The sequence below is a fragment of the Peteryoungia aggregata LMG 23059 genome (assembly GCF_030814435.1).
Lineage (GTDB): Bacteria > Pseudomonadota > Alphaproteobacteria > Rhizobiales > Rhizobiaceae > Allorhizobium > Allorhizobium aggregatum.
Genome location: NZ_JAUSUW010000003.1, coordinates 323,556 through 347,278 on the forward strand (window position 1 = coordinate 323,556; position 23,723 = coordinate 347,278).

A 23,723-nucleotide genomic window follows, 5' to 3' on the forward strand; every position below is an offset into this window, starting at 1 on the left:
TATCACCCCCACCCGCCGCTTTGCGGCGACCTCCCCCCTCAAGGGGGAGGTGATTGTCACTGCTTGCGCATGAAGCTCTGCATCATTTCGGCGAGTGCCTCGGGCTGTTCGACGCAGGGGATATGGGCGCAGTCCGCGATAACTTCGAAACGGGCGCCGGGCACGAGTTGCGAGCCGGCTTCCACGGTGGCGGGCGGTGTCGAGCCGTCCTGGTCGCCGACGACGAAGAGGGTGGGGACCGTGATGGTCGGCAGGACATCGGAGAAATCGGTGTCGCGCAGGGCAGCACAGGTCGAGAGATAGCCGGAGAGAGACTGGCGGGTCATCATCAGGCGGTAGCCGGCGAGTTCATCGGCGCGGTCCTCGTGGAAGGCCGGTGTGAACCAGCGCGCCATGGCGTTGTCGGCAGCACTTTCCAGGCCGCCCTTCTCGATGCCGGCGATACGCTCGGCCCAGATTTCGGCAGACCCGATGCGGGGGGCGGTGTCGCAGAGGATGAGCTTGCGGAACAGATCCGGCCGCTCCTGCCAGAGGCCCTGGCAGACGAGACCGCCGACCGAGAGACCGCAGAAGGTGGCCTTGCGAATGCCGAGTTCGTCGCAGAGGGTCGCGAGATCCGAGACGAGATCGGCCATGCCGAAGGGCGTGTCGGCACCGCCGGACAGACCGTGGCCACGGCTATCGTAGAAGAGCACCGAGACGTCGTCGCCGAGTTCATCGAAGAGCGGCAGCCAGATGCGGAAGTCGGTGCCGAGCCCATTGGAGAAGACGATCAGGTTCTTGGCTTTCGCCTCGCCGATCAGCTCGTAGTGGACGACATTGCCATTGATGGTGGTGAAGGCCAAATCTCATACTCCTGTGGGCCGAACGGGCCCCTTGTTTCGATGTCCGGCCAGGCCGGGAATTCTCAGTGCGCCTCGTCCCAATTGTGGGCGGCGCGGGCGTCGACCTTGAGCGGCACGCGCATCGAGACGGCCGGCATCGCGGCATTTTCCATGATGTCGACGATCACGGGCATGGCGGCATCGACCGCCTCATCCTCGACCTCGAAGATCAGTTCGTCATGCACCTGCAGCAGCATACGGCAGCGTTCCGACAGGCCGGCAGCCACAAGTGCGGGTTCGATCTTGATCATGGCGCGGCGGATGACGTCGGCAGCCGAGCCCTGGATCGGGGCGTTGATCGCGGCGCGTTCGTTGAAGGCGCGCATTGAAGGGTTGGACGACTTGATCTCCGGGTAATGCGCCCGGCGACCGAAGATGGTTTCCACATAGCCGTGCTCGCGGGCGAAGGCTTTGGTGGATTCCATGTAGTCCTTGATGCCGGGGAAGCGCTCGAAATACTTCTTGATGTAATCGCCGGCTTCCGAGCGCTCGATGCTCAGCTGATTGGCAAGGCCGAAGGCGGAGATGCCGTAGATGATGCCGAAGTTGATCGCCTTGGCACGGCGGCGGACTTCCGACGGCATGCCTTCGACCGGCACGCCGAACATCTCCGACGCGGTCATGGCATGGATGTCGATGCCGTCGGCGAAGGCCTGGCGCAGCTGCGGGATGTCGGCGACATGGGCGAGGACACGCAGTTCGATCTGGCTGTAGTCGGCCGAAAGCAGCTTGTGGCCCGGGGTCGAGATGAAGGCTGTACGGATCTTGCGGCCTTCGGCGGTGCGGACCGGGATGTTCTGCAGGTTCGGCTCTGACGACGAGAGACGGCCTGTCGTCGTGGAGGCCAGCGAGTAGCCAGTATGGACGCGCTTGGTCTGCGGATGGATGTAGCCGGGAAGCGCGTCGGTGTAGGTGGACTTCAGCTTGGTGAGCTGGCGCCAGTCGACGATCTTGCGGGGTAGCGGTGCACCTTCGGCAGCGAGGTCTTCCAGAACCTGGGCGGAAGTGGACCACTGACCGGTCTTGGTCTTGGAACCCCCGGGCAGACCCATGCGACCAAAGAGGATATCGCCGAGCTGTTTCGGCGAGCCGATGTTGAAGCGCTCGCCGGCGAGTTCATAAACCTCGTCCTCGGTGGCGGCGGCCTTCTGGGCGAGTTCACCCGACAGGCGGGAGAGGATCTGGCGGTCGACGGTGATGCCGCGCTCCTCCATATGGGCGAGCACCGGCACCAGCGGGCGCTCCAGACGCTCGTAGATGCGGGTGAGGCCTTCTGCGGCCAGGCGGGGTTTCAGCACCAGCCAAAGACGCAGCGTCACATCGGCATCCTCGGCGGCATAGGCCGTGGCACGGTCGATATCGACGAGGTCAAAGGTGATGGAAGATTTGCCGGAACCGGCGACGTCCTTGTAGGGGATCGGCGTGTGACCCAGCCATCTCTCGGAGAGGCCATCCATGCCGTGATTGCCCTTGCCGGCGTCGAGCACGTAGGACATCAGCATGGTGTCGTCGAAGGACTGGAGCGTGACGCCGTGGCGCTTCATCACCAGGTAGTCGTATTTGAGGTTCTGCGCGACCTTGAGCACAGAGGGGTCTTCGAGCAGACCCTTCAATGCCGCGAGCGCATCCCTCATCGGGATCTGGCCTTCGGCATGGCCACCGCCGAGCAGATCGCCGATACCGGTCTTGTGGGTGAGCGGGATATAGGCAGCCCGGATGTCGGTCGAGCCGGGCGACAGGACATTGTCCTGGATGGCGAGCGAGACGCCGACGAGTTCGGCCTGCATGGGATCGAGCGAAGTGGTCTCCGTGTCGAAGGCGACGAGGCCGGTTTCGCGGGCAGCGGCGATCCAGAGCTCGAGGGTCTCGATATCGCGGATCGTCACGTAGGTGCTGGTGTCGATCGGCTTGCCGGCGAATGCGTTGGCGCGGCTTGCGACGAGATCGGCGGGTGTCTTGCCGTCGGGGCTGGCTGCCGGATCAGAGGACGCGGCGGCGGAGGGCGCCGAGGTCGGCGCAGACGAGGCGGGCGCTTCGCCGGCATCGAGATCGGGGCCACGGGCAGCGTCACCCCATTCGACCGGCACGATGGCCGGATCGATGGCGCCTGCGTCGCAATCGCAGACTTCGGCAACGCGACGGGTCAGGGTGGTGAATTCCATCGCCTTGAGGAAGCCGATCAGTTTCGGCCCGTTCTGCGGCTCGAGCACCAGCTCCTCAAGCTTCATGTCGATCGGCACGTCGGTGCGCAGCTCAACGAGCTGGCGGGAGAGCCGAGCGAGTTCGGCATTGGCGACAATGTTTTCGCGGCGCTTGACCTGCTTGATCTCACCGGCGCGGGCGAGCAGTGTTTCGAGATCGCCGAATTCTTCCAAGAGCTGGGCTGCGGTCTTCGGGCCGATGCCGGGAATGCCGGGAACGTTGTCGGTCGAATCGCCGGTCATTGCCTGCAGATCGATCATCTTTTCCGGCGGCACGCCCCATTTTTCGATGACATCGGGAATGCCGATCTGCTTGTCCTTCATCGCGTCGTACATGTGCACGTTCGCCGTGACGAGCTGCATCAGGTCCTTGTCGGAGGACACGATCGTGACGTCTGCACCCGTCGACTCCGCCTGGCGTGCATAAGTCGCGATGATGTCATCGGCCTCGAAACCTTCGGTTTCGATGCAGGGCAGGTTGAAGGCGCGCGTGGCATGACGGATCAGGCCAAACTGCGGAATGAGGTCTTCCGGCGGGGCCGAACGGTTCGCCTTGTAGAGCGGGTAGATTTCCTTGCGGAAGGTCGTCGACGAATAGTCGAAAATGACCGCCAGATGGGTGGGCGTCACCCCGACATCGGTGTTGCGGGCGTCGCGCAGGAGCTTCCACAGCATGTTGCAGAAACCGGAGACCGCATTGACGGGTAGACCGTCCGACTTGCGGTTGAGGGCCGGGATGGCGTGGAAGGCGCGGAAGATGAAACCCGAGCCGTCGACGAGGAAGAGATGATCGCCTTTTTTCATGTCGGCATGGATAGCGCGGGGCGGCTGAAACGTCCATGACGGTTTGCTGCCCGGCGCGCAAAATCACACGGCTAGGACGACGAGATCTGTTCGTCGGTTCACACCTAATCATCACGAAAAGCTTACCGATTTGTAATCTGGCTTTCCCTTGAAAAACCACATTCGAACCCACAAATCTCAGTCATCGGCGCCTGATCACGCCGTAGTCTGAAAGAGGCTCGTCCCCCGCCGCTTCAGACTCGGGCAAAGGCCTTATCCCCCTCTCCGGGCCTTTGTCCCCATATTCCGGAGCCGTCGTGGCAGTCCCCGCCCTTAGCCACGACGGCTTCCGTCCCCTCACCTGAAAACCCAAAATTAGTCAGCCTCGGAAATGGATCGCATGCGATCATTCCGGAACGACGAACCACGACGACGTGTCGAGTGCCATGGCCCATGACCGTACGATCCCCGACCGCTCCGAATCCGCCACCTGGCTGGCGAGCCAGCTGGCGCGCGGTTTCACGCGGGCGCTGCAGACGCGAGCCGCAAAGCTCGGCTTCTCGCCCGGGCAGTTTCCGATCCTGATCGAACTCTGGGAGGAAGAGGGGCTGACCCAAAGGCAGCTGCTCGATCGGGTCGATGTGGAGCAGGCGACGATCGCCAATACGCTTGCCCGCATGGAGCGCGACGGGCTGATCGAGCGTCGTGCGCACCCGAGAGACAAAAGGGCGCAGCAGATCTTCCTGACCGACAAAGCGCGGGACATGCGCGAGGAAGCGCTGGCCGCGGCCGAAGAGGCGGAACAGGCGGTCTTTCAAGGGTTTCGGCGCTTCGAGAAGGAATTGCTGAAAGAATATATCCGCTGGGCGATCGCCAATGCGCGCAAGCTGTGAACGGAAATCGATCCGGCATTGAGAAAAATTCGCGGTCCCGACGCCTCGAAACGTCAGGAGGTTTGGTCTATCGTCCGCCCCACTTTCAAATTTGCAGGACATGACCATGACCGATCTCTCCCCTATCCTCGCCAAGGCCGACGAGGCCCTGCCGCAGAGCCTCGAGCGCCTGTTCGATCTCGTGCGCATTCCGTCGATCTCGACGGATCCGGCCTACAAGGCCGATTGCCGCAAGGCCGGCGAGTGGCTGGTCTCGGCGCTCACCGAGCTCGGTTTCGAGGCCTCGCTGCGAGACACGCCCGGCCATCCGATGGTGGTGGCGCACCATGCAGCGGAAAAGGCCGACGCACCGCATGTGCTTTTCTATGGCCATTACGACGTGCAGCCGGTCGATCCGCTGGATCTTTGGGAAGACGATCCCTTTGCGCCTGCAATCAAGGAGAAGGATGGCCGCAAGGTGATCACCGGTCGCGGCACGTCCGACGACAAGGGCCAGCTCCTCACCTTCGTTGAAGCCTGCCGCGCCTACAAGGCGGTGAAGGGTTCGCTGCCGGTCAAGATCACCATCCTGTTCGAGGGTGAAGAAGAATCCGGCTCGCCGTCGCTCAAGCCATTCCTCGCTGCCAACGCCGACGAGCTGAAGGCAGACTTTGCGCTTGTCTGCGATACCAGCATGTGGGACCGCGAGACGCCGGCAATTGCTGCTGCCCTGCGTGGCCTTGTCGGTGAAGAAGTCACCATCATCGCGGCCGACCGCGACCTGCATTCCGGCCTGTTCGGCGGTGCCGCTGCCAATCCGGTTCATATCCTGACCAAGATCCTGGCCGACCTGCATGACGAGACGGGCGCGGTCACCCTTCCCGGCTTCTACGACGGTGTCGAGGAGACGCCGGCCAACATCAAGGCCTCCTGGGAGAGCCTGGGGCGGACAGCGGAAAGCTTCCTCGGTGAGGTTGGCCTGTCGGTCCCCGCTGGTGAGAAGGGCCGCTCCGTGCTGGAACTCACCTGGGCGCGTCCGACGGCGGAAGTGAACGGCATCATCGGCGGCTATACCGGCGAGGGCTTCAAGACCGTGATTGCGGCCAAGGCTTCAGCCAAGATCTCGTTCCGCCTCGTCGGCACGCAGGATCCGGCCAAGGTGCGGGAGAGCTTCCGCGCCTTCGTTCAGGCGCGCATTCCTGCCGACTGCATGGTGGAATTCCACGAACATGGCGGTTCGCCAGCGATCCAGCTTTCCTATGATTCGCCGGAACTGACCAAGGCAAAGAACGCGTTGTCGGATGAATGGCCGAAGCCTGCCGTGATCATCGGCATGGGTGGCTCGATCCCGATCGTCGGCGATTTCCAGAAGATGCTGGGCATGGATTCGTTGTTGGTCGGCTTTGGCCTGACCGACGACCGCATCCATTCGCCGAACGAGAAGTATGACCTCAACTCGTTCCACAAGGGGATCCGCTCGTGGATCCGTATCCTCGACGCGCTGGCGAACGGCTGAGGCCAGAAAAGCAAAAAGGCCGGTCAAAAACCGGCCTTTCCTTTACGCTTCTACGCTTGCCTGCCAGTACATCCGTGGTCAGGGACGGAAACGTGCCATTCGATGTCTCGGATGTTGGCCCACCTTCGTGAACCGCATCCCGGATCTTGATGATCGCTCTGGATGCTTAACAACCGGTTAAGCGTTTTGAAGTTCCTGAAACAGGATCTCTGCAAACGCTCTATCGTCTGGTGATCCAGAGATGGGGATGCTCGATCCGGCTTTCAAGATGCGTGCGCTTGAAAAGCCTTGAGGGCTCCGGTTAGACTTCGTCCATGAGCCTCGAATCCGTCCGACAGTTCTTCCGGGAAAAAGCACCCGACATCTCCGTCATCGTCACCGAGGCAAGCTCCGCCACAGTGGCGCTTGCAGCCGAAGCGCATGGCGTCGAGCCGGATCAGATCGCCAAGACGATCTGCCTGAGGATCGGCGAGGACGTGGTGCTGGTGGTCACGGCGGGCACGAAGCGGCTCGACAATCGCAAGTTCAAGGACCGTTTCGGCGTGAAGCCGCGCATGCTCGATGCCGAAGCGGTGGTCGAGGCAACGAGCCATCCGGTCGGTGGCGTGTGCCCCTTCGGCCTGCCCTCCCCGCTCAAGGTCTATGGCGATCTATCGCTCAAGGCCTTCGACGAAGTGGTGCCGGCGGGTGGCGCGACCAATGCTGCGGTGAAGATCGCGCCGGAGCGAATGATCGCCCTGGTCGATGGCGAATGGGCCGATCTCTGCCAATAAACTCACGGCACGTTCAAGGCTTGTTTACGGGGCTTTAACCACCCCTTAAATCGCCGCATTTACTGTGCAATTGCGCGATCATCCATCCGGGCGCCGGCGTGATCGACCGAGATTTCTTGAAGCAATTTTCGTGCGGGCTGCAAGCATCGCACAGCGAACATCTGGAGCAAGATCACCGCAATGGTGAGCCGAGGCAAATCCCGCGACCGCATTGAGCCGAGCTTCGACGACGAGCGCGAAGACGAGGATTTTCGGCTGGATGCGGATGACCGCGTCATTGGCGGACGGCAGGTTCGTTCGGGGGCTAAAAAGACCAAACCGACCGCGAAACGCGGGAAATCCAACAATCAGAGAGGTCGCAAGGCCAAAAGCAGTAGCGGCGGCGGTTTCGGACTGGGGCGGCTGATCTATTGGGGTTTCGTGCTGTCGATCTGGTGCGGCATCGGCGTCGTCGGACTGGTCGCCTATTACGGCTCGCAAATGCCGAGTGCCAGCAGCTGGTCGATCCCAGAGCGCCCGCCGAACATGAAGATCGTCTCCGTCGAGGGCACAGTCATTGCCAATCGCGGGGCAACCGGCGGAGAAGCCCTGCCGCTCGAGGAGATGTCGCCGTTCATTCCGCAGGCGGTGATGGCGATCGAGGACCGGCGTTTCTACTCGCATTTCGGCGTCGACCCGCTCGGTCTTGCACGCGCGATCGTGACCAATGTGACGAGCGGACGGGCCGTCCAGGGTGGCTCGACGCTGACGCAGCAGTTGGCCAAAAATCTCTTCCTGTCGCCGGAGCGGACAGTCGAGCGCAAGGTGCAGGAAGTGCTGCTCGCCTTCTGGCTTGAGCAGAATTACACCAAGGACCAGATCATGGCGATGTATCTGAACCGGGTGTTCTTCGGCTCCAACGCCTATGGCGTGGAGGCCGCGGCGCGGCGCTATTTCAACAAGTCGGCGCGTGATGTGAACCTTGGCGAGGCGGCGCTTCTCGCCGGGCTTCTCAAGGCGCCATCCCGGCTTTCGCCAGCGCGCGATCCGGAGGCGGCTGAGGCCCGCGCGCAGGTCGTGCTGCAGGCCATGCTGGAAGAGGGCTACATCACTGACGACGAAATCAAGACCGCGATGACGCAGCCGCCGACCAAGGCGAAGCGCTACTGGAGCGGGGCGGGCCAATATGTCGCCGATCTCGTGCGCGACGAGGTGACCCTGCTGATCGGCAAGGTCACCGAGGACATCGTCGTCGAGACGACCATCGACATGACGCTCGAAAAGAAGGCCGAGGCGGCGCTGACCGAATCGCTTTCGGCCGAGGGCGAAAAGGTGAATGCCTCGCAAGCTGCACTCGTTTCGATCGACGGCACCGGCGCGATCCGTGCGCTGGTGGGTGGGCGTGACTACGCCGAAAGCCAGTTCAACCGGGCTGTGAAGGCCAAACGCCAGCCGGGCTCGGCCTTCAAGCCCTTCGTCTATGCCGCTGCCGTCGAAAACGGTCTTCGCCCGAATTCGGTTCGCAACGATGCGCCGATCCGGATCGGCTCCTGGACCCCTGAAAATTATGACGAGAAGTATCGCGGGCCGGTGACGGCGACGCAGGCGCTGTCCGAATCGCTGAACACGATCGCCGCGCAACTGATGATGGAGGTCGGCCCGGATCAGGTGATCAAGCTGGCGCATCGGATGGGCATCGAATCAGAGCTGCAGAACAATGCCTCGATCGCGCTTGGTACATCGGAAGTCTCGCTGCTCGAACTGACAGCCGCCTATGCGCCCTTCATGAACGGCGGCTACAAGGCGACGCCGCATATCGTGCGCCGGATCTCGAAGGCCGACGGCTCGCTGCTCTACGAGAACAATTATCTCGAGCCGCCGAAGGTGCTGAACGACGGCGTGGTTGCCGCGATGAACGTGATGATGCGCAGCGTCATCGATCATGGCACCGGCAAGAAAGCACAGCTTGCGGGCTGGGAAGCGGCCGGAAAGACCGGGACGACGCAATCCTTCCGTGATGCGCTGTTCGTCGGCTATACGAGCAATCTGACCACCGGAATCTGGTTTGGCAATGACGACGGCCAGTCGATGAAGAAGGTGACCGGTGGCGGACTTCCGGCCAAGGCCTGGCACGACTACATGACCGCCGCCCATCAGGGGCTGGCGCCTGCCCCGCTGCCTGGCGGCGACTTCATCGAGCCGGCGCCCGCAGAGGACCCGATGACGATCGGGACCATCATCTCCGATGTGCTCCAGGGCGGCGGAGAAGAGCGCTACACCGGCGAGCCCATCTATGCGGAGGACACTCCAGCAGGGCCCGTTCCCTCGCAGGATGTGACCGGTTCGGCAGGGCCTGTTCCACCGGCAGAGGTCGGCGAAGCACAGGGCACCCGGCGGACAACGCTTCTCGACTTGATCCTCGGACAATGAGAGCCCACATCCAGGCTTCGAAACGGATCGGCCTGGCGCAAGGCGCATCAGCCAGGATCCCGGATCGTGGCAGGCCGGAGGGTGCAGCAAAACACCTGAAGCTGGCGCGCCAATCTATTCTTTTTTACCGGTTTTCGGCTGATTTCCAGCCTTGCAGTCAGAAATTCCGCTTCTTATATACGCGACATAGCCGCAGCGGCGCTGCAGTATATCCCAGACCATCTACGTCGAGGGGCTGTCAGGAATGCCTGATTGGGGTTCCGACGGCCTGCTTCAAGGAGAGAATGACATGGCAAAAGTAATCGGTATCGACCTTGGAACGACCAACTCCTGCGTCGCCGTCATGGACGGCAAGGATGCAAAGGTCATCGAGAATTCCGAAGGCGCACGCACCACGCCCTCCATGGTGGCCTTTTCTGACGATGGCGAACGCCTTGTCGGCCAGCCGGCCAAGCGCCAGGCCGTCACCAACCCGACCAACACCCTCTTCGCCGTAAAGCGCCTGATCGGCCGCCGCTACGAAGATCCGACGGTTGAGAAGGACAAGGGCCTCGTGCCGTTCCAGATCGTCAAGGGTGACAATGGCGACGCCTGGGTCGAAGCACAGAACAAGGGTTATTCCCCGTCGCAGATCTCGGCCATGATCCTTCAGAAGATGAAGGAAACGGCTGAAGCCTATCTTGGCGAAAAGGTCGAAAAGGCCGTCATCACCGTTCCGGCCTACTTCAACGACGCCCAGCGCCAGGCAACCAAGGATGCCGGCCGCATTGCAGGCCTTGAAGTTCTGCGCATCATCAACGAGCCGACGGCTGCAGCTCTCGCCTATGGCCTCGACAAGACCGAAGGCAAGACGATCGCCGTTTACGACTTGGGTGGCGGCACTTTCGATATTTCGGTTCTGGAAATCGGCGACGGCGTCTTCGAAGTGAAGTCGACCAATGGCGACACTTTCCTCGGCGGCGAAGATTTTGACATGCGCCTCGTCGAATATCTTGCAGCCGAGTTCAAGAAGGACCAGGGCATCGACCTCAAGGGTGACAAGCTGGCCCTGCAGCGTCTGAAGGAAGCCGCTGAAAAGGCCAAGATCGAGCTGTCGTCCTCGCAACAGACCGAAATCAACCTGCCCTTCATCACGGCAGACGCTTCGGGTCCGAAGCACCTGACGATGAAGCTGACCCGCTCCAAGTTCGAAAGCCTGGTCGACGACCTCGTCCAGCGCACGATCGCACCGTGCAAGGCAGCCCTCAAGGATGCCGGCGTTACCGCTGCCGATATCGATGAAGTCGTTCTCGTCGGCGGCATGAGCCGCATGCCGAAGGTTCAGGAAGTCGTCAAGCAGCTGTTCGGCAAGGAGCCGCACAAGGGCGTCAACCCGGATGAAGTCGTCGCACTCGGCGCCGCCATCCAGGCCGGTGTTCTGCAGGGCGACGTCAAGGACGTTCTGCTGCTCGACGTAACCCCGCTGTCGCTCGGCATCGAAACGCTCGGTGGCGTCTTCACCCGCCTGATCGATCGCAACACGACGATCCCGACGAAGAAGAGCCAGACCTTCTCGACCGCTGAAGATAACCAGCAGGCCGTGACCATCCGCGTTTCGCAGGGCGAACGTGAAATGGCCCAGGACAACAAGCTGCTCGGCCAGTTCGACCTCGTCGGCCTGCCGCCGTCGCCGCGCGGCATGCCGCAGATCGAAGTGACCTTCGACATCGACGCGAACGGCATCGTCCAGGTTTCGGCCAAGGACAAGGGCACCGGCAAGGAACAGCAGATCCGCATCCAGGCCTCCGGTGGTCTGTCTGACGCCGACATCGAGAAGATGGTCAAGGACGCCGAAGCCAATGCAGAGGCCGACAAGAAGCGTCGTGCCGTGGTCGAAGCCAAGAACCAGGCCGAAAGCCTTGTTCACTCCACCGAGAAGTCGGTGAAGGAGTATGGCGACAAGGTTTCGGAAACCGATCGCAAGGCGATCGAGGACGCGATTGCAGCCCTGAAGGGCGCCATCGAAGCCTCCGAGCCCGATGCCGACGACATCCAAGCCAAGACCCAGACCCTCATGGAAGTTTCCATGAAGCTGGGCCAGGCCATCTATGAAGCGCAGCAGGCCGAAGGCGGTGCAGGCGACGCGGATGGTGGCAAGGACGACAACGTCGTCGATGCCGACTACGAAGAAGTGAAGGACGAAGACGCGAAGAAGTCGGCCTGATGCAGGGCCGCTTCGGACGCCGTTCCACGCGCTGGCTGGCCTTCGGGCCAGCCGCCATTTCGTTGATGCTGGCGACCGGTGCCGTGGCACAGGACAGGGGGCAGGTGAGCGCCGTTCACCGCCAGGTGAGCGCCGTTCACCGCCAGGTGAGCGCCGCCGAGGCCAAGGTGGCCAAGGCGATTTCCGCCAAGGACAGCAACTCCCTTTCCAGCCTCGGCAATCAGCTCGGCAGCATCATCGAAGCTGCGCTGCAAAGGCGCGAGAACGGTGGCGAGGTCTCCTCCTGCGACATGGCCGCCCATTCTCTGGCCTTTGCGGCGGTGACGTCCGCAGACGGCCTGATCAGCAAGGGTGAGGCGCGCAAGCTTCTGATGCAGGATGCGATCTCTGCGGCAGCCGACTTCCAGAAAGACATGCAGGCTTGCGACAAGCAGGCCGGCAAGGCAACGGGCAGCCACACGAGCGTTGGGAAAGCTTTGAGAGCTTTGTAAGACCATGGCAAAAGCAGATTTCTACGAGACCCTCGGGGTTGGCCGGACGGCGGACGAGAAGGAGCTGAAGAGCGCCTTCCGCAAGCTGGCGATGAAATACCACCCGGACAAAAACCCGGGCGATGATGAAGCCGAAAAGAAGTTCAAGGAACTCAACGAGGCCTATGAAACCCTGAAGGATCCGCAGAAGCGCGCGGCCTATGACCGCTTCGGCCACGCTGCCTTCGAACAGGGCGGCATGGGCGGTGGCGGCTTCGGTGGCGGCGGCGGCGGATTTGCCGGCGGCGGTTTCTCCGACATCTTCGAAGACATCTTCGGCGAGATGATGGGTGGCGGCCGCGGCGGTCGTGCCCGCTCGACCGGCGGTCGCGAACGCGGTGCCGACCTGCGCTACAACATGGAAATCAGCCTCGAAGAGGCCTTCACCGGCAAGACGGCGCAGATCCGGGTTCCGACCTCGATCACCTGCGATGTCTGCACGGGGTCGGGCGCGAAGCCGGGAACGCAGCCGAAGACCTGCACGACCTGTCAGGGCTCGGGCCGTGTTCGTGCGGCCCAGGGCTTCTTCTCGATTGAACGCACATGCCCGACCTGTCACGGTCGCGGTCAGACGATCAGCGATCCCTGCGGCAAGTGCCACGGCCAGGGCCGCGTCACCGAGGAGCGCTCGCTCTCCGTCAGCATTCCCTCTGGTATCGAGGACGGGACGCGCATTCGCCTGCAGGGCGAGGGTGAAGCCGGGTTGCGTGGCGGTCCATCGGGCGACCTCTACATCTTCCTGTCGGTCAGACCGCACGAGTTCTTCCAGCGCGACGGGGCGGATCTCTATTGCTCCGTGCCAATTTCGATGACGACGGCAGCCCTCGGCGGCACCTTCGACGTGGTAACGCTCGATGGGACAAAGTCCCGCGTGACGGTCCCGGAGGGCACGCAGGCTGGAAAGCAGTTCCGTCTGAAGGCCAAGGGCATGCCCGTGCTGCGCTCGACGCAGGTGGGCGATCTCTATATCCAGATCCAGATCGAGACGCCGCAGAAGCTGACCAAGCGTCAGCGCGAACTGCTGCAGGAATTCGAACAGTTGTCGTCGAAGGAGAACAATCCGGAATCCACGGGCTTCTTTGCCCGGATGAAGGACTTTTTCGATACGCTCAGCGACTGAGTTGGAGAGATCGAAGACACGATTTGCAAGGGGCGGTCCTAAAGGGCCGCCCCTTTTGCATGGGTTCAGGCGAGCAACCGTGGGTGCCGCAGGATGAGCCAGGCGAAGTGCTTGTGGATCGCCGGCGCAATTCCATAGACGATCGTGAGCACCATGATGGGCGCCAGAAGCGCTGTGCGGGCCCAGATCGGCCAGAGGAGCAGCAACTGTGACAACGACTGCACACGACATCACAAAGCGCACATCGATTGGCGCGCAACGCAACCCTGCAAGCGAGGAGGCAATCCTCACCGCAGCCGCTGAGATCCTGAGGGAAGGCGGACTTTCGGCGTTTTCGATCGAAGCTGTAGCGAGGCGGGCGAAGGCCGGCAAACCGACGATCTATCGCTGGTGGCCTTCCAAGGCGGCGCTGCTGCTCGACATCTATCATCGCCAGAAGGGCGAGACCTTCTATCCCGACACCGGCAGCACGCGCGAAGACCTGATCGCCTTTCTCGAGACGCTGCTCGGTTTCTGGAAGACCAGCGGCGGCGAGGTCTTTCGGTCGATCATCGCCGAGGCGCAGAGCGATCCGGCGGCCCTGGGCGCGCTGCGGGACTATGCGGTGACGCGCTGCCGGGCGAGTGGCATCATCCTGGAACGGGGCGTGACACGGGGTGAAATCCGCGAGGCGCTCGACATCCCTCTCGTCATGGAGCTGTTTTCGAGTTTCTGCTGGCAGCGACTGCTGACCGGCCGACTCGACCCGTCACGGGATCAGATGGCGCATGTCGTCGATGCGGTGCTCACCGGCTTCGCGGCGAAAGATCGTGCCGCTCAGTAATGCGGCGGACGGGTGATGGCGGGGGCTTCGAGGCCCTGCTCTTCCAGAGACAGGAAGCGCTCCGTGAGCCGATCCAGCTTGGCCCGGGTCTGCTCGACCACCTTCCATTGTTCGGTGAGCTGATCGGAGAGCTCTTCGATGACCCGCATCTGATGGGCAACGGTCTCTTCCAGACGCGTGATGCGCTCGTCCTGCGTGTCCATGCTTCTCTCCATCGTCTCGATGCGGCCTAGATGCCGCAAGACGGGTGCGCGGTCAAACGCCGTCTGGCGTAATGCCTTCAGCGCTGCTTTTTCTTGCGATAGGGCATGGTCATGACGGCAGATGCCGTGACTGCGGCGGCAAACGTCAGCGCGAGGGGAACCGCCAGCATGAGAGCCGGCAGGACAGGGTGGCTGGAGCGGGAGAGCGAGGTGCCGATACCGCCGAGATCGAGCCAGAAGATGGCGAAAGCCACGAGCAGCCCCAGAAGGCCACCAAGACTGGCATTGAGTGCCAGGAAACCCAGCATCTCCCAATGGTCGCGTCGGGCTTCTTCGGGTGTCAGATCATCGGGCTGCAGGGACATGGCTCGGCCTCCGGGCTCGGCTATCTGCTCAAACTACCACGTTCGATGCATGGTTCCATGTCGCCAAGCGCCGCATGCCCTGATCGAGCAGAGATTGGCGCTTGCGCCTTGCCATCACCGATCAATCGTCCTAGCTCAGGGCGACAACGATTCCGACCGATGACCCAGAAGACACAGATCCACCGGCTCAAACTCAGCGACTTCCGCAACTACACGCAGGCCGGCCTGACGCTGGACGGGCGGCATGTGGTGCTGGTCGGCGACAATGGCGCCGGCAAGACCAATTTCATGGAGGCGATCTCCTTTCTGTCGCCGGGACGAGGTCTTCGCCGAGCGGTGCTTTCGGACATTCCGAGGGTCGGGGCCTCCGGAAGCTTCACGGTCTTCGCCGCCATCGAGGGCATGGCCGGCGAAGCCGATATCGGCACGGGCACCGAGACGACGGAAGAGGACAACCTCGTTCGCAGGCTGAGGATCAACGGCTCGCCTGCGAAATCGGTCGATGAACTCACCGACCATCTGCGTGTGCTCTGGCTGACGCCGGCGATGGACGGGCTGTTCACCGGCCCCTCTGCGGATCGACGTCGCTTTCTCGATCGCTTGGTCCTGTCGCTCGACCCCGCCCACGGGCGGCGTGCGAACGACTTCGAGCGCGCCATGCGCAGCCGTAACAAGCTGCTTTCTGAAGGGCGCTTCGATCCGACCTGGCTTTCCGGCATTGAACAGCAGATGGCAGCCCTCGGGGTCGCGATGGCCGCAGCGCGGCGGGAGATGCTCGGGCTGCTTTCCGGATTGATCGAGGCGGATCGGGAAACATCTGCATTTCCATCCGCATCTCTCGCCCTTTCCGGCTTCCTTGATGACCTCGCCGACCTGCCGGCCTTTGCGTTTGAAGAACGGTATATCGAGATCCTCGCCCAGTCGCGGCACCGGGATGCGGCAGCCGGGCGCACACTGGACGGACCGCATCGCGCGGACCTCATGGTGCGCCACATCGAGAAGGACATGGATGCTGAGCGCTGCTCGACGGGCGAGCAGAAGGCATTGCTGATCGGGCTCATATTGGCCCATGCACGGCTGGTGGCGACGATGACCGGGTTTGCACCGATCCTGCTGCTCGATGAGATCGCGGCGCATCTGGACGAAGGACGGCGGGCGGCGCTTTTCGAACGGATCGACGCCCTCGGAGGCCAAGCCTTCATGACGGGGACCGACAAGGCGATGTTCTCGGCGCTCGGGGACCGGGCGAAGTTCGTGACCATCAGGGACGGACAGATCGATGGCTGACACTGCTTTTCTTCAGACAGTCCCGGTGGCAAGGTGAGCCTCATGGATTCTCTGTCACCTGAAGAACTCTCCCGCTATCACCGTCATATCCTGCTGCCCGAAGTCGGTGGCCACGGGCAGCAATTGCTGAAAGCCGCCCGCGTGCTGGTAATCGGGGCGGGCGGGCTCGGTTCACCGGTGCTGCAGTATCTGGCCGCAGCCGGCGTCGGTACGCTCGGGATCGTCGATGACGACGGCGTATCGCTCTCCAATCTCCAGCGACAGGTGATCCACGACACGGGGACGCTTTCCGAGAAGAAGACGGAGAGTGCCGCGCGCGCCATTGCCCGCCTCAACCCGAATTGCCGCACGGTGCGCTATGAAGAGCGCTTTACTGCCGAGTTTGCCGGGGATTACCTGCCGCGCTACAAGCTGCTGATCGATGGATCCGACAACTTTACCACCCGCTATGCGGCAGCGGACGCGGCGGAGCGCGCGAAGGTGCCCTTGGTGACCGGAGCTGTCGGGCGCTTTGATGGCACCGTGACCGTTCTCAAACCCTATGAGATCGGGCCTGACGGCCTTCCCTATCCGCGTTACACCGATCTCTTCCCCGAACCGCCACCGGAAGGCCTTGTGCCAGCCTGTGCGGAAGCGGGCGTGATCGGAGCACTCACTGGCGTCATCGGCACGCTGATGGCCATGGAGGCAATCAAGGTGATCACCGGGATTGGCGAGCCGCTTGTTGGCCGACTTCTGATGTATGACGGGCTTGCCGCCCGTTTCGACACCATCCGCTACAAGCGTCGGGCAGGGACATGAGTGTGAGCATTCGCCGGATTGATGAGAGCTTTACGCGCTACGAGGACTTGCTGGCGCTGATCATGGGCTCGTTTGCCTATATGGACGGTGTCATCGACCCGCCCTCCTCCGCGCATCGACTGACGGTCGTTTCGCTCAAGGACAAGGCCCGTGACGAGATCGGGCTCATTGCCGAGATCGACGGCCGACTGCTCGGCTGCGCCTTCTTAAGGCCCGAGCCTGATTTCCTCTATGTCGGCAAGCTGGCGGTTTCGCCTGAAGCCCAGGGGGCCGGGATCGGCAGCCGTTTCCTTGTAGAGGCCGAGGCGATCGCTCGCCAGCTCGGCAAGCCGGCCTTGAGGCTCGAGACCCGGATCGAACTCACCGGCAACCACACACGATTTGGCGCCTGGGGCTTCATCAGGACCGCCGAGAAGAGCCATGCGGGCTACGACCGCATCACCTTCATCGAGATGCAGAAGCACCTGGCCTGAGGGCCTTAGCCGCGGTTCGGCAGGACACGGTTCGGCGGGCGATGGCCGTCGAAATAGGTGCGGATGTTGATGATCACCTTGTCGCCCATGTCGATGCGGCCCTCTATGGTGGCTGACCCGGTATGCGGCAAGAGCACCACCTTGCCTTCATTGGCGAGTTTCACCAGCTTCGGGTTGACCGCAGGCTCGTTCTCAAAGACGTCGAGACCGGCACCGGCGATCTTGCCGGCGCGCAGCGCCTGGATCAGCGCATCCTCATCGATGATGTCACCACGGGCGGTATTCACCACATAGCTCGTCGGCTGCAGAAGCGCGAGGCGACGGGCCGAAAGCAGGTGAAAGGTCGCAGGCGTTGAGGGGCAGTTGACCGAAACGATATCAACGCGGGCCAGCATCTGGTCGAGGCTGTCCCAATAGGTCGCTTCCAGCTCATCCTCGGTCGCGGGGTTGACGCGCTTGCGGTTATGATAGTGGATCGACAGACCGAAGGCCTTGGCGCGGCGGGCCACCGCCGTGCCAATGCGGCCCATGCCGATGATGCCGATCCGCTTGCCCCAGATGCGGCGACCGAGCATCCAGGTGGGCGACCAGCCCTCCCATTCGCCCGGCTTATCCATGAGCACGCGGGCACCCTGCACAAGACGACGCGGGACCGCGAGGATGAGCGCCATGGTCATGTCGGCGGTGTCTTCGGTCAGGACGTTCGGCGTGTTGGTGACGGTGATGCCCTTTTTCGCTGCCGCATCGATGTCGATATGATCCGTGCCGTTCGAGAAACTGGCGATCAGCTTCATCTGCGGGCCGGCTTCGGCGATGAGCGCCGCATCGATTCGGTCCGTCACGGTCGGCACCAGAACGTCCGCCGTCTTCACGGCGGCGATCAATTCTTCGCGCGTGCGCGGCTTGTCATCGACATTGAGTTCGGCCTCGAAAAGCTCACGCATGCGCGTTTCCACGGCATCGGGCAGTTTCCGCGTGATATAGACCTTGGGTCTTTTCCTGTTCGTCATGGGCCGCATCGATGCCTTCTTCAGAACTCGTTAACCAAGTCGCGGGATACTTCGCTCCTTAGGAAGGCAATTTCTACCAAACCCGTCGGCGAAGACAAACAAAACTCGTCGGCTCGCCACGGATTTGTCCCGGACTCACGCCATATGGTGTCGGCTCGGCAAGAAAGCACTTCATTTCCACAGCTTAGCCCGGAATGATCATGTTTCATAACCTGTGCCGCGTCAGCCTTGCCACCAGCGCCCTGCTCGTGTCCATCATGGCCGCGCCAGGTGCCGGCCAGGCGCAATCAACCACCAAGGGATCCAGCGGGCTGCCCCTGCCCCGTTTCGTCAGCCTGAAGGCGGAGAAGGTCAATCTGCGCATCGGCCCGAGCACCGATTATGCCGTTTCCTGGCGCTACATGAAATCGGGCCTGCCGGTCGAGATCATCCGCGAATACGAGAACTGGCGGCAGATCCGCGATGCCGACGGGACCGAAGGCTGGGTAAACCAGACCCTCCTGACCGGGGAGCGCACGGCGCTGGCCGCACCCTGGATGCGCGGCAATGGTGAGAACGTCTACGTCATGATGCGGCGCGATTCCAACGCGTCGGCCGCTGTCATCGCCAAGCTCGAGCCGGGTGTGGTACTCAAGCTCAGCGAGTGCAACGGCAACTGGTGCCAGGCCGAAACCAGCGGGGTCACCGGCTGGGTTTCGCAGAACGAAATATGGGGCGCCTATCCGGGCGAGGCCTTCAAATAAGGCCGATCGCCGCAGCCCCCTTCTTGAGAGACATCATCGGCCGTGGGCCGATCTGCTGGATGACGACACCTGCGGCATAGCAGCCGAGATGGGCGCAATCCTCCAGGCTGCGGCCATTGGTGTAGCCGAACAGGAAGCCGGATGCGAAGAGGTCGCCGGCGCCCGTGGTGTCGACCACCGTCTCCACTTTCGTTGCGGGCACCCGGATACGCTGGTCGTCCTTGACCACCACGGCACCCTGATCACCCATGGTGACAGCCGCCAGCTTGCAATCCTTTGCGATGCGATCCAGCGCTTCGGCAAAGTTGTCGGTTTCGTAAAGGGAAAGGGCCTCCTGCTCGTTGGCGAAGACGATGTCCACGGTGCCGGAACGCATGAGTTCGAGGAACTCGGCGCGGTAGCGCCCGACACAGAAGCTGTCGGACAGCGTCATCGCCATTTCCTGGCCAGCTTCATGGGAGATGCGGGCACAATCGAGGATCGCCTGCTTGGCGCGCGGCGGATCCCAGAGATAGCCTTCGAAATAGGTGACCTTGGATTTCGCCACGACCTCGGGTTCGACGTCTTCGGGGCCGAACTCGACGCAGGCGCCGAGATAGGTGTTCATCGAGCGCTCGCCGTCTTCGGTGACGAAGATCATGCTGCGGGCGGTCGGCGGCTGGCTGCCCAACGGACGGGTTTCGAAATGCACGCCCTGGGCACGGATGTCATGGGTGAAGATCTCGCCCAACTGATCCTCGGCGACCTTGCCGAAATAGGCGGCCTTGCCGCCAAAATTGGCAATGCCGGCAGCCGTGTTGCCGGCGCTTCCGCCGGAGGCTTCTACGGCGGGACCCATCATCGCATAGAGCCGTTCGGCGCGTTCCGCATCGATCAGATTCATGGCGCTCTTGGTGATGCCGTTGTCGATCAGAAACTGGTCGTCGCAGCGAGATATAATGTCGACGATCGCGTTTCCGACAGTCAGGACATCGAACTGGCTCATGGGGTCCGGGGCTCCGTTTGCTTCCAAAACGGTCATAGCCGTTTTTCCGGCGATGGGAAGGGGCAAGCGATCATCGTCATCTTGCCGTAACATCGACCGTCTAGAAGCGTTGCCGTGGATGGCCATCTCCCCTGGCCGTCCAGGGGACCGCAACCGGTTCCGCTCGGGAGAGCCGACCACGGATGTACTGGCGGCGGATCCCATCCCGGCGCGACCGGGCGTGGAAGCAGGCATTTGCCTGCTTTTGTCGTTTATGGCGGATTGGCCGAGAACGACAAGAGGCCTAAGAAGGTCTCATCTTTCCATTCCGAGCTGATTTTTAATGACCACCGTTGCCCAGGACGTCCTTCCGATTTTCATCCTCATTCTGTTCGGCTGGGCATTGGTCCGGCTGAAGATCCTGGCTGCCGAGATCGGCGACGGGCTGGGAGATTTCGTCTTCAAGGTGGCCGTGCCGCTATTGCTGCTTCGGACCATTGCCAATGCGGATTTCCACGGGGCTTCGCCTTTCCGATTGTGGATCGCCTATTTCTCCGGCGTTCTCGTTGCCTGGACAATTGGTCACCTGGTCGCGACACGCATCTTTGCCCGCGACGAGCGCCTGGGAGTGCTGGCTGGCGTTTCTTCCGCCTTCGCCAACAATGTCTTCATCGGGTTGCCCCTCGTGGAACGCACTGTGGGCCCGGAGGGGATCGTTGCCATGTCAATCCTGCTCGCCATCCACCTGCCGCTGATGATGATTGCTGGCGTGCTGGCCATGGAACGTGCCGAGCAGAAAAGCGGCGGCAGGAAGGCCGAGGGTGCTGTCGCCGTCATCAAGCAAGTGGGCACGAACCTGATCCGAAACCCGCTGATCATCGGACTCGCGGGCGGCGTTCTGCTCCAGATCGCCGGCACACCGGTGCCGGGACTGGTCGATGGCGTGGTCGCGCAGGTGGCCGGCATGGCGGCACCGGCGGCCCTGATCTCGCTCGGCATGACGCTGAACAAATACGGCATGGCCGGAAACGTGCGGATCGCGGGAAGCATCTCGCTCATCAAGCTCGGCCTGATGCCGGCAACGGTCTGGCTCGCAGCCCACCTGCTCGGTCTTTCGCCGCAGTGGACGGCTGCCCTCGTGCTCACCTCGTCCGTGCCAACGGGCATCAATGCCTGGCTGATCGCCAGCCGATTCGGAGTGGGACAGGGCCTCGCCGCTTCGGTCATCACCCTTTCTACCGCAGCCGGAGTGGTGACCGTTTCACTATGGGCTCTCCTGCTGCTTTGAGCTCGGTTGCCGGAAACAAAAAACCCGGCACTGGGCCGGGCTTTTGTTTCATCAATGAGCGAGCGATCAGTTTGTCGCTGCAGGATCCGGCAGAGCGACCGGCGTATCGGCCTGGGTGTGCAAATACAGGATCAGGTTGGCGCGCTCGTCATCCTTCTTCAGGCCGGCAAAGCCCATCGCGGTGCCCGGGATGTGCTTCTTTGGCGCGAGCAGGAATTCGTTCAGGTGATCCCATGTCCAGAGCACGGTGCCGCCCTGGGAGAATTCGGTCATAGCTGCTGAATAGCTGAAGCCTTCATGGCTGGCGATCGGACGATCGACCAAGCCCCACAGGTCCGGACCGACCTTGTTCGGGCCTCCCTTCTCGATGCTATGACAGCTCGCACACTTCTTGAAGACAGCTTCACCGGCCGTGGCGTCGGCACTGGCGAGAAGCACGGCGATCGGCGTTGCAGCAACCTCGGGGGCGGCTTCGGCCGGAGCAGCTTCCTCGGCAACGATGGCGAAGCCTTCCTTCTCTGGCGTTTCCGAATGGAAAATGCCTTCCGAAGCGATCGACACAGACATCAGGACGAACACGGTGCCGAGGAAGGCACCCACGCCCATGTTGGTATAAGAATTCATCTGCAAAGCTCCCCGTGCAGCCGGCCGATGAGCAACCGGACGATCTTGAAATCGCGCGGAACCTATGTCTTTTGCATAACACATGCAACACGATTATGGTCCCGCAACTGGGACTATTTGACACTTCTGTGCGGTGATTTGAAGGGGTTACGGACATGAATGAAGGCAGAACTGCCAAAACTTTGGTCCTGATCCCGGCCCGCATGGCATCGACCCGGCTCCCGGGCAAGCCGCTCGCCGATATTGCAGGCCTTCCGATGATCGTTCAGGTCGCAAAACGCGCGCAAGAGGCGGATGTCGGGCGAATCATCGTCGCCGTCGACGACCAGACTGTGTTCGACGCGGTTGCGGCTGCAGGCTTCGAGGTGGTGATGACGCGGGTAGACCACCAGTCGGGTTCCGACCGGATCTTCGAGGCGCTGACCAAGGTCGATCCCGATGGGCAGGCCGAGATCATCATCAACGTGCAGGGCGACCTGCCGACGATCGATCCGCAGACGATCCGGGCGGCATTGCGACCACTCGAAGACCCGGCCGTCGACATCGCAACGCTGACGGTGGAGATCGAGGACGAGCAGGAAAAGACCAATCCGAACGTGGTGAAGGTCGTCGGCTCGCCGCTCTCTGCCGACAGGCTTCGGGCACTCTATTTTACCCGTGCGACCGCGCCACACGGGGCCGGGCCGCTCTATCACCATATCGGGCTCTACGCCTATCGCCGCCACGCGCTCGAACGCTTCGTGTCTCTGGCGCCGTCAACGCTTGAAAAGCGGGAATCGCTCGAACAACTTCGCGCGCTCGAAGCCGGCATGCGCATCGATGTCGAGGTGGTAAAGACCGTGCCCCTCGGCGTCGACACACCTGCCGATCTCGAAAAGGCGCGTCGCATTCTTTCCGCATCCTCCAACGCAGGACACTGATCCCTTGGCACCGACGAACAAGATTTCCTTCCAGGGCGACTACGGCGCAAATTCCGACATGGCCTGCCGCGACATGTTCCCCAACATGGAGCCGCTTCCCTGCCCGACCTTCGAGGATGCCTTCGTGGCGCTGGAGACGGGCGAAGTGGATCTGGCGATGATCCCGATCGAGAATACGCTCGCGGGCCGCGTGGCCGACATCCACTATCTGCTGCCGCTGTCGCGCCTGCATATCGTCGGCGAGTACTTCATGCCGATCCGCTTCCAGCTGATGGTGCTGCCAGGCGTGAAGCTTGATGAGATCCGCACCGTGCACAGCCATATCCATGCGCTCGGCCAGTGCCGCAAGATCATCCGCAGCCATGGCTGGAAGGCGGTTGTCGCCGGCGATACGGCCGGGGCGGCAAAGCTGGTTTCCGAGAAGGGCGACCGCACCATGGCGGCCCTTGCGCCGCGGCTCGCTGCCTCTCTCTACGGGCTCGATATCCTGGCCGAAAATGTCGAGGATTCGGAAAACAACGTGACCCGCTTCGTGGTGCTCTCGCGCGACGAGGACGACCAGAAGCGCACAGCTGCCGACGAGCAGTTCATCACCACCTTCGTGTTCAATGTCCGCAACCTTCCGGCCGCGCTCTACAAGGCGATGGGCGGCTTTGCGACGAACGGGGTGAACATGACCAAGCTCGAAAGCTACCAGATCGGCGGCAAGTTCACGGCGACGCAGTTCTATGCCGATATCGAGGGGCATCCAGACGATGCACCCGTGCGGCGGGCCCTAGAAGAGCTACGCTTCTTCTCAGAGAAGGTGCGCATTCTCGGGGTGTACAAGGCGCATGCCATGCGCGGCAAGCTCTGATCAGAATGGTGGCGGCGTAGAGCATTTCCCGCGCAAAGGAGCGCCTCTAATGCTCTATCCGTTTGTTTCCATGCA

At 62.2% G+C, this 23,723-nt stretch carries 23 protein-coding genes; 15 read left to right on the forward strand and 8 right to left on the reverse strand.

From position 1 onward, the window contains the following. Nucleotides 1-56: 56 nt before the first annotated feature. Both pcaD and polA read right to left on the reverse strand, forming a co-directional pair. Nucleotides 57-845, reverse strand: coding sequence for a 3-oxoadipate enol-lactonase (gene pcaD / locus J2045_RS06765; RefSeq protein WP_307370827.1), 789 nt, complete (start codon nucleotides 843-845; stop codon nucleotides 57-59). 62 nt (nucleotides 846-907) lie between these two features. Then, nucleotides 908-3,889 (reverse strand): DNA polymerase I, encoded by a 2,982-nt coding sequence (gene polA / locus J2045_RS06770; RefSeq protein ID WP_307370829.1) that lies wholly within the window; start codon nucleotides 3,887-3,889, stop codon nucleotides 908-910. 425 nt (nucleotides 3,890-4,314) lie between these two features. Here polA and J2045_RS06775 point away from each other — a divergent pair, with 425 nt between their 5' ends. The 7 genes from J2045_RS06775 to dnaJ all read left to right on the forward strand — a co-directional run bounded on the left by J2045_RS06775 (nucleotide 4,315) and on the right by dnaJ (nucleotide 13,291). Then, on the forward strand, nucleotides 4,315-4,761 hold the full coding sequence (locus J2045_RS06775; RefSeq protein WP_102020580.1) for a MarR family winged helix-turn-helix transcriptional regulator: 447 nt from the start codon (nucleotides 4,315-4,317) through the stop codon (nucleotides 4,759-4,761). A gap of 106 nt (nucleotides 4,762-4,867) precedes the next feature. After that, on the forward strand, nucleotides 4,868-6,256 hold the full coding sequence (locus tag J2045_RS06780) for a dipeptidase (RefSeq protein WP_307370832.1): 1,389 nt from the start codon (nucleotides 4,868-4,870) through the stop codon (nucleotides 6,254-6,256). A 314-nt stretch (nucleotides 6,257-6,570) separates the two neighbouring features. Next, entirely contained in the window at nucleotides 6,571-7,029 is a 459-nt protein-coding gene (locus tag J2045_RS06785) for a YbaK/EbsC family protein (protein ID WP_307370834.1), read from the forward strand. A gap of 180 nt (nucleotides 7,030-7,209) precedes the next feature. Further along, the gene (locus J2045_RS06790) at nucleotides 7,210-9,438 is read left to right on the forward strand and encodes a transglycosylase domain-containing protein (RefSeq protein WP_307370836.1); all 2,229 of its coding nucleotides are present in this window, start codon (nucleotides 7,210-7,212) and stop codon (nucleotides 9,436-9,438) included. Between the two features lie 289 nt (nucleotides 9,439-9,727). Next, the gene (gene dnaK, locus J2045_RS06795; RefSeq protein WP_307370838.1) at nucleotides 9,728-11,641 is read left to right on the forward strand and encodes a molecular chaperone DnaK; all 1,914 of its coding nucleotides are present in this window, start codon (nucleotides 9,728-9,730) and stop codon (nucleotides 11,639-11,641) included. Further along, entirely contained in the window at nucleotides 11,641-12,132 is a 492-nt protein-coding gene (locus tag J2045_RS06800; protein WP_307370841.1) for a hypothetical protein, read from the forward strand. Before dnaK ends, J2045_RS06800 begins: the two co-directional genes overlap by 1 nt. Nucleotides 12,133-12,136: 4 nt before the next feature. Continuing rightward, nucleotides 12,137-13,291: a molecular chaperone DnaJ gene (gene dnaJ / locus J2045_RS06805; protein WP_307370843.1), complete on the forward strand. Its 1,155-nt coding sequence runs from the start codon at nucleotides 12,137-12,139 to the stop codon at nucleotides 13,289-13,291. Nucleotides 13,292-13,356: 65 nt separating this feature from the next. On the opposite strand, the gene J2045_RS06810 is transcribed toward dnaJ, so the two are convergent. Next, the gene (locus tag J2045_RS06810; RefSeq protein WP_307370846.1) at nucleotides 13,357-13,506 is read right to left on the reverse strand and encodes a hypothetical protein; all 150 of its coding nucleotides are present in this window, start codon (nucleotides 13,504-13,506) and stop codon (nucleotides 13,357-13,359) included. Here J2045_RS06810 and J2045_RS06815 point away from each other — a divergent pair. Then, complete coding sequence (locus tag J2045_RS06815) at nucleotides 13,500-14,114, forward strand: TetR/AcrR family transcriptional regulator (RefSeq protein WP_307370850.1); 615 nt, start codon at nucleotides 13,500-13,502, stop codon at nucleotides 14,112-14,114. The genes J2045_RS06810 and J2045_RS06815 overlap by 7 nt on opposite strands. On the opposite strand, the gene J2045_RS06820 is transcribed toward J2045_RS06815, so the two are convergent. Continuing rightward, nucleotides 14,108-14,317, reverse strand: a complete 210-nt coding sequence (locus J2045_RS06820) for a SlyX family protein (RefSeq protein ID WP_307370853.1) — start codon at nucleotides 14,315-14,317, stop codon at nucleotides 14,108-14,110. The two genes, J2045_RS06815 and J2045_RS06820, sit on opposite strands and share 7 nt — an antisense overlap. 77 nt (nucleotides 14,318-14,394) lie before the next feature. Then, a complete protein-coding gene (locus tag J2045_RS06825; RefSeq protein ID WP_307370855.1) occupies nucleotides 14,395-14,682 on the reverse strand; it encodes a hypothetical protein in 288 nt (95 codons plus the stop codon). 159 nt (nucleotides 14,683-14,841) lie between these two features. On the opposite strand from J2045_RS06825, the gene recF reads away from it, so the two are divergent. The 3 genes from recF to J2045_RS06840 are packed head-to-tail and all read left to right on the forward strand — an operon-like array spanning nucleotide 14,842 to nucleotide 17,243. Beyond that, on the forward strand, nucleotides 14,842-15,969 hold the full coding sequence (gene recF / locus J2045_RS06830) for a DNA replication/repair protein RecF (RefSeq protein ID WP_307370857.1): 1,128 nt from the start codon (nucleotides 14,842-14,844) through the stop codon (nucleotides 15,967-15,969). Nucleotides 15,970-16,011: 42 nt separating this feature from the next. Next, nucleotides 16,012-16,770 carry a molybdopterin-synthase adenylyltransferase MoeB gene (locus tag J2045_RS06835; RefSeq protein WP_307370859.1) on the forward strand — a complete coding sequence of 253 codons (759 nt, stop codon included), beginning with the start codon at nucleotides 16,012-16,014 and terminating at the stop codon, nucleotides 16,768-16,770. Next, the gene (locus J2045_RS06840) at nucleotides 16,767-17,243 is read left to right on the forward strand and encodes a GNAT family N-acetyltransferase (protein ID WP_307370861.1); all 477 of its coding nucleotides are present in this window, start codon (nucleotides 16,767-16,769) and stop codon (nucleotides 17,241-17,243) included. The genes J2045_RS06835 and J2045_RS06840 overlap by 4 nt, the downstream gene beginning before the upstream one ends. Nucleotides 17,244-17,248: 5 nt before the next feature. On the opposite strand, the gene J2045_RS06845 is transcribed toward J2045_RS06840, so the two are convergent. Further along, nucleotides 17,249-18,253 carry a 2-hydroxyacid dehydrogenase gene (locus J2045_RS06845; RefSeq protein ID WP_307370864.1) on the reverse strand — a complete coding sequence of 335 codons (1,005 nt, stop codon included), beginning with the start codon at nucleotides 18,251-18,253 and terminating at the stop codon, nucleotides 17,249-17,251. 200 nt (nucleotides 18,254-18,453) lie between these two features. On the opposite strand from J2045_RS06845, the gene J2045_RS06850 reads away from it, so the two are divergent. Then, complete coding sequence (locus J2045_RS06850; RefSeq protein ID WP_307370867.1) at nucleotides 18,454-18,996, forward strand: SH3 domain-containing protein; 543 nt, start codon at nucleotides 18,454-18,456, stop codon at nucleotides 18,994-18,996. Here J2045_RS06850 and J2045_RS06855 read toward each other — a convergent pair. Further along, nucleotides 18,989-19,981: an adenosine kinase gene (locus J2045_RS06855; protein ID WP_307370869.1), complete on the reverse strand. Its 993-nt coding sequence runs from the start codon at nucleotides 19,979-19,981 to the stop codon at nucleotides 18,989-18,991. The genes J2045_RS06850 and J2045_RS06855 overlap by 8 nt on opposite strands. Before the next feature lie 322 nt (nucleotides 19,982-20,303). Here J2045_RS06855 and J2045_RS06860 point away from each other — a divergent pair, with 322 nt between their 5' ends. Then, nucleotides 20,304-21,248 carry an AEC family transporter gene (locus J2045_RS06860; protein ID WP_307370871.1) on the forward strand — a complete coding sequence of 315 codons (945 nt, stop codon included), beginning with the start codon at nucleotides 20,304-20,306 and terminating at the stop codon, nucleotides 21,246-21,248. A gap of 66 nt (nucleotides 21,249-21,314) precedes the next feature. Here the strand turns inward: J2045_RS06860 and J2045_RS06865 are convergent, their stop codons facing one another. Beyond that, a complete protein-coding gene (locus tag J2045_RS06865; protein WP_307370873.1) occupies nucleotides 21,315-21,872 on the reverse strand; it encodes a c-type cytochrome in 558 nt (185 codons plus the stop codon). A gap of 155 nt (nucleotides 21,873-22,027) precedes the next feature. Between J2045_RS06865 and J2045_RS06870 the strand changes: the two genes are divergently transcribed. Then, nucleotides 22,028-22,792, forward strand: a complete 765-nt coding sequence (locus J2045_RS06870; RefSeq protein WP_307370875.1) for a 3-deoxy-manno-octulosonate cytidylyltransferase — start codon at nucleotides 22,028-22,030, stop codon at nucleotides 22,790-22,792. Between the two features lie 4 nt (nucleotides 22,793-22,796). Continuing rightward, nucleotides 22,797-23,648: a prephenate dehydratase gene (locus tag J2045_RS06875; RefSeq protein WP_307370877.1), complete on the forward strand. Its 852-nt coding sequence runs from the start codon at nucleotides 22,797-22,799 to the stop codon at nucleotides 23,646-23,648. Nucleotides 23,649-23,723: the final 75 nt, after the last annotated feature.

Bases quoted from the DNA above. Each gene is read 5' to 3' on its own strand.
- J2045_RS06780 (WP_307370832.1), top strand. From the start codon at position 4,868: ATGACCGATCTCTCCCCTATCCTCGCCAAGGCCGACGAGGCCCTGCCG.
- J2045_RS06845 (WP_307370864.1), bottom strand. From the start codon at position 18,253: ATGACGAACAGGAAAAGACCCAAGGTCTATATCACGCGGAAACTGCCC.
- J2045_RS06865 (WP_307370873.1), bottom strand. From the start codon at position 21,872: ATGAATTCTTATACCAACATGGGCGTGGGTGCCTTCCTCGGCACCGTG.
- J2045_RS06850 (WP_307370867.1), top strand. From the start codon at position 18,454: ATGTTTCATAACCTGTGCCGCGTCAGCCTTGCCACCAGCGCCCTGCTC.
- J2045_RS06775 (WP_102020580.1), top strand. From the start codon at position 4,315: ATGGCCCATGACCGTACGATCCCCGACCGCTCCGAATCCGCCACCTGG.
- polA (WP_307370829.1), bottom strand. From the start codon at position 3,889: ATGAAAAAAGGCGATCATCTCTTCCTCGTCGACGGCTCGGGTTTCATC.
- J2045_RS06855 (WP_307370869.1), bottom strand. From the start codon at position 19,981: ATGAGCCAGTTCGATGTCCTGACTGTCGGAAACGCGATCGTCGACATT.
- J2045_RS06835 (WP_307370859.1), top strand. From the start codon at position 16,012: ATGGATTCTCTGTCACCTGAAGAACTCTCCCGCTATCACCGTCATATC.
- dnaJ (WP_307370843.1), top strand. From the start codon at position 12,137: ATGGCAAAAGCAGATTTCTACGAGACCCTCGGGGTTGGCCGGACGGCG.
- J2045_RS06825 (WP_307370855.1), bottom strand. From the start codon at position 14,682: ATGTCCCTGCAGCCCGATGATCTGACACCCGAAGAAGCCCGACGCGAC.
- J2045_RS06800 (WP_307370841.1), top strand. From the start codon at position 11,641: ATGCAGGGCCGCTTCGGACGCCGTTCCACGCGCTGGCTGGCCTTCGGG.
- J2045_RS06870 (WP_307370875.1), top strand. From the start codon at position 22,028: ATGAATGAAGGCAGAACTGCCAAAACTTTGGTCCTGATCCCGGCCCGC.
- J2045_RS06860 (WP_307370871.1), top strand. From the start codon at position 20,304: ATGACCACCGTTGCCCAGGACGTCCTTCCGATTTTCATCCTCATTCTG.
- J2045_RS06790 (WP_307370836.1), top strand. From the start codon at position 7,210: ATGGTGAGCCGAGGCAAATCCCGCGACCGCATTGAGCCGAGCTTCGAC.
- recF (WP_307370857.1), top strand. From the start codon at position 14,842: ATGACCCAGAAGACACAGATCCACCGGCTCAAACTCAGCGACTTCCGC.
- J2045_RS06785 (WP_307370834.1), top strand. From the start codon at position 6,571: ATGAGCCTCGAATCCGTCCGACAGTTCTTCCGGGAAAAAGCACCCGAC.
- J2045_RS06820 (WP_307370853.1), bottom strand. From the start codon at position 14,317: ATGGACACGCAGGACGAGCGCATCACGCGTCTGGAAGAGACCGTTGCC.
- dnaK (WP_307370838.1), top strand. From the start codon at position 9,728: ATGGCAAAAGTAATCGGTATCGACCTTGGAACGACCAACTCCTGCGTC.
- J2045_RS06840 (WP_307370861.1), top strand. From the start codon at position 16,767: ATGAGTGTGAGCATTCGCCGGATTGATGAGAGCTTTACGCGCTACGAG.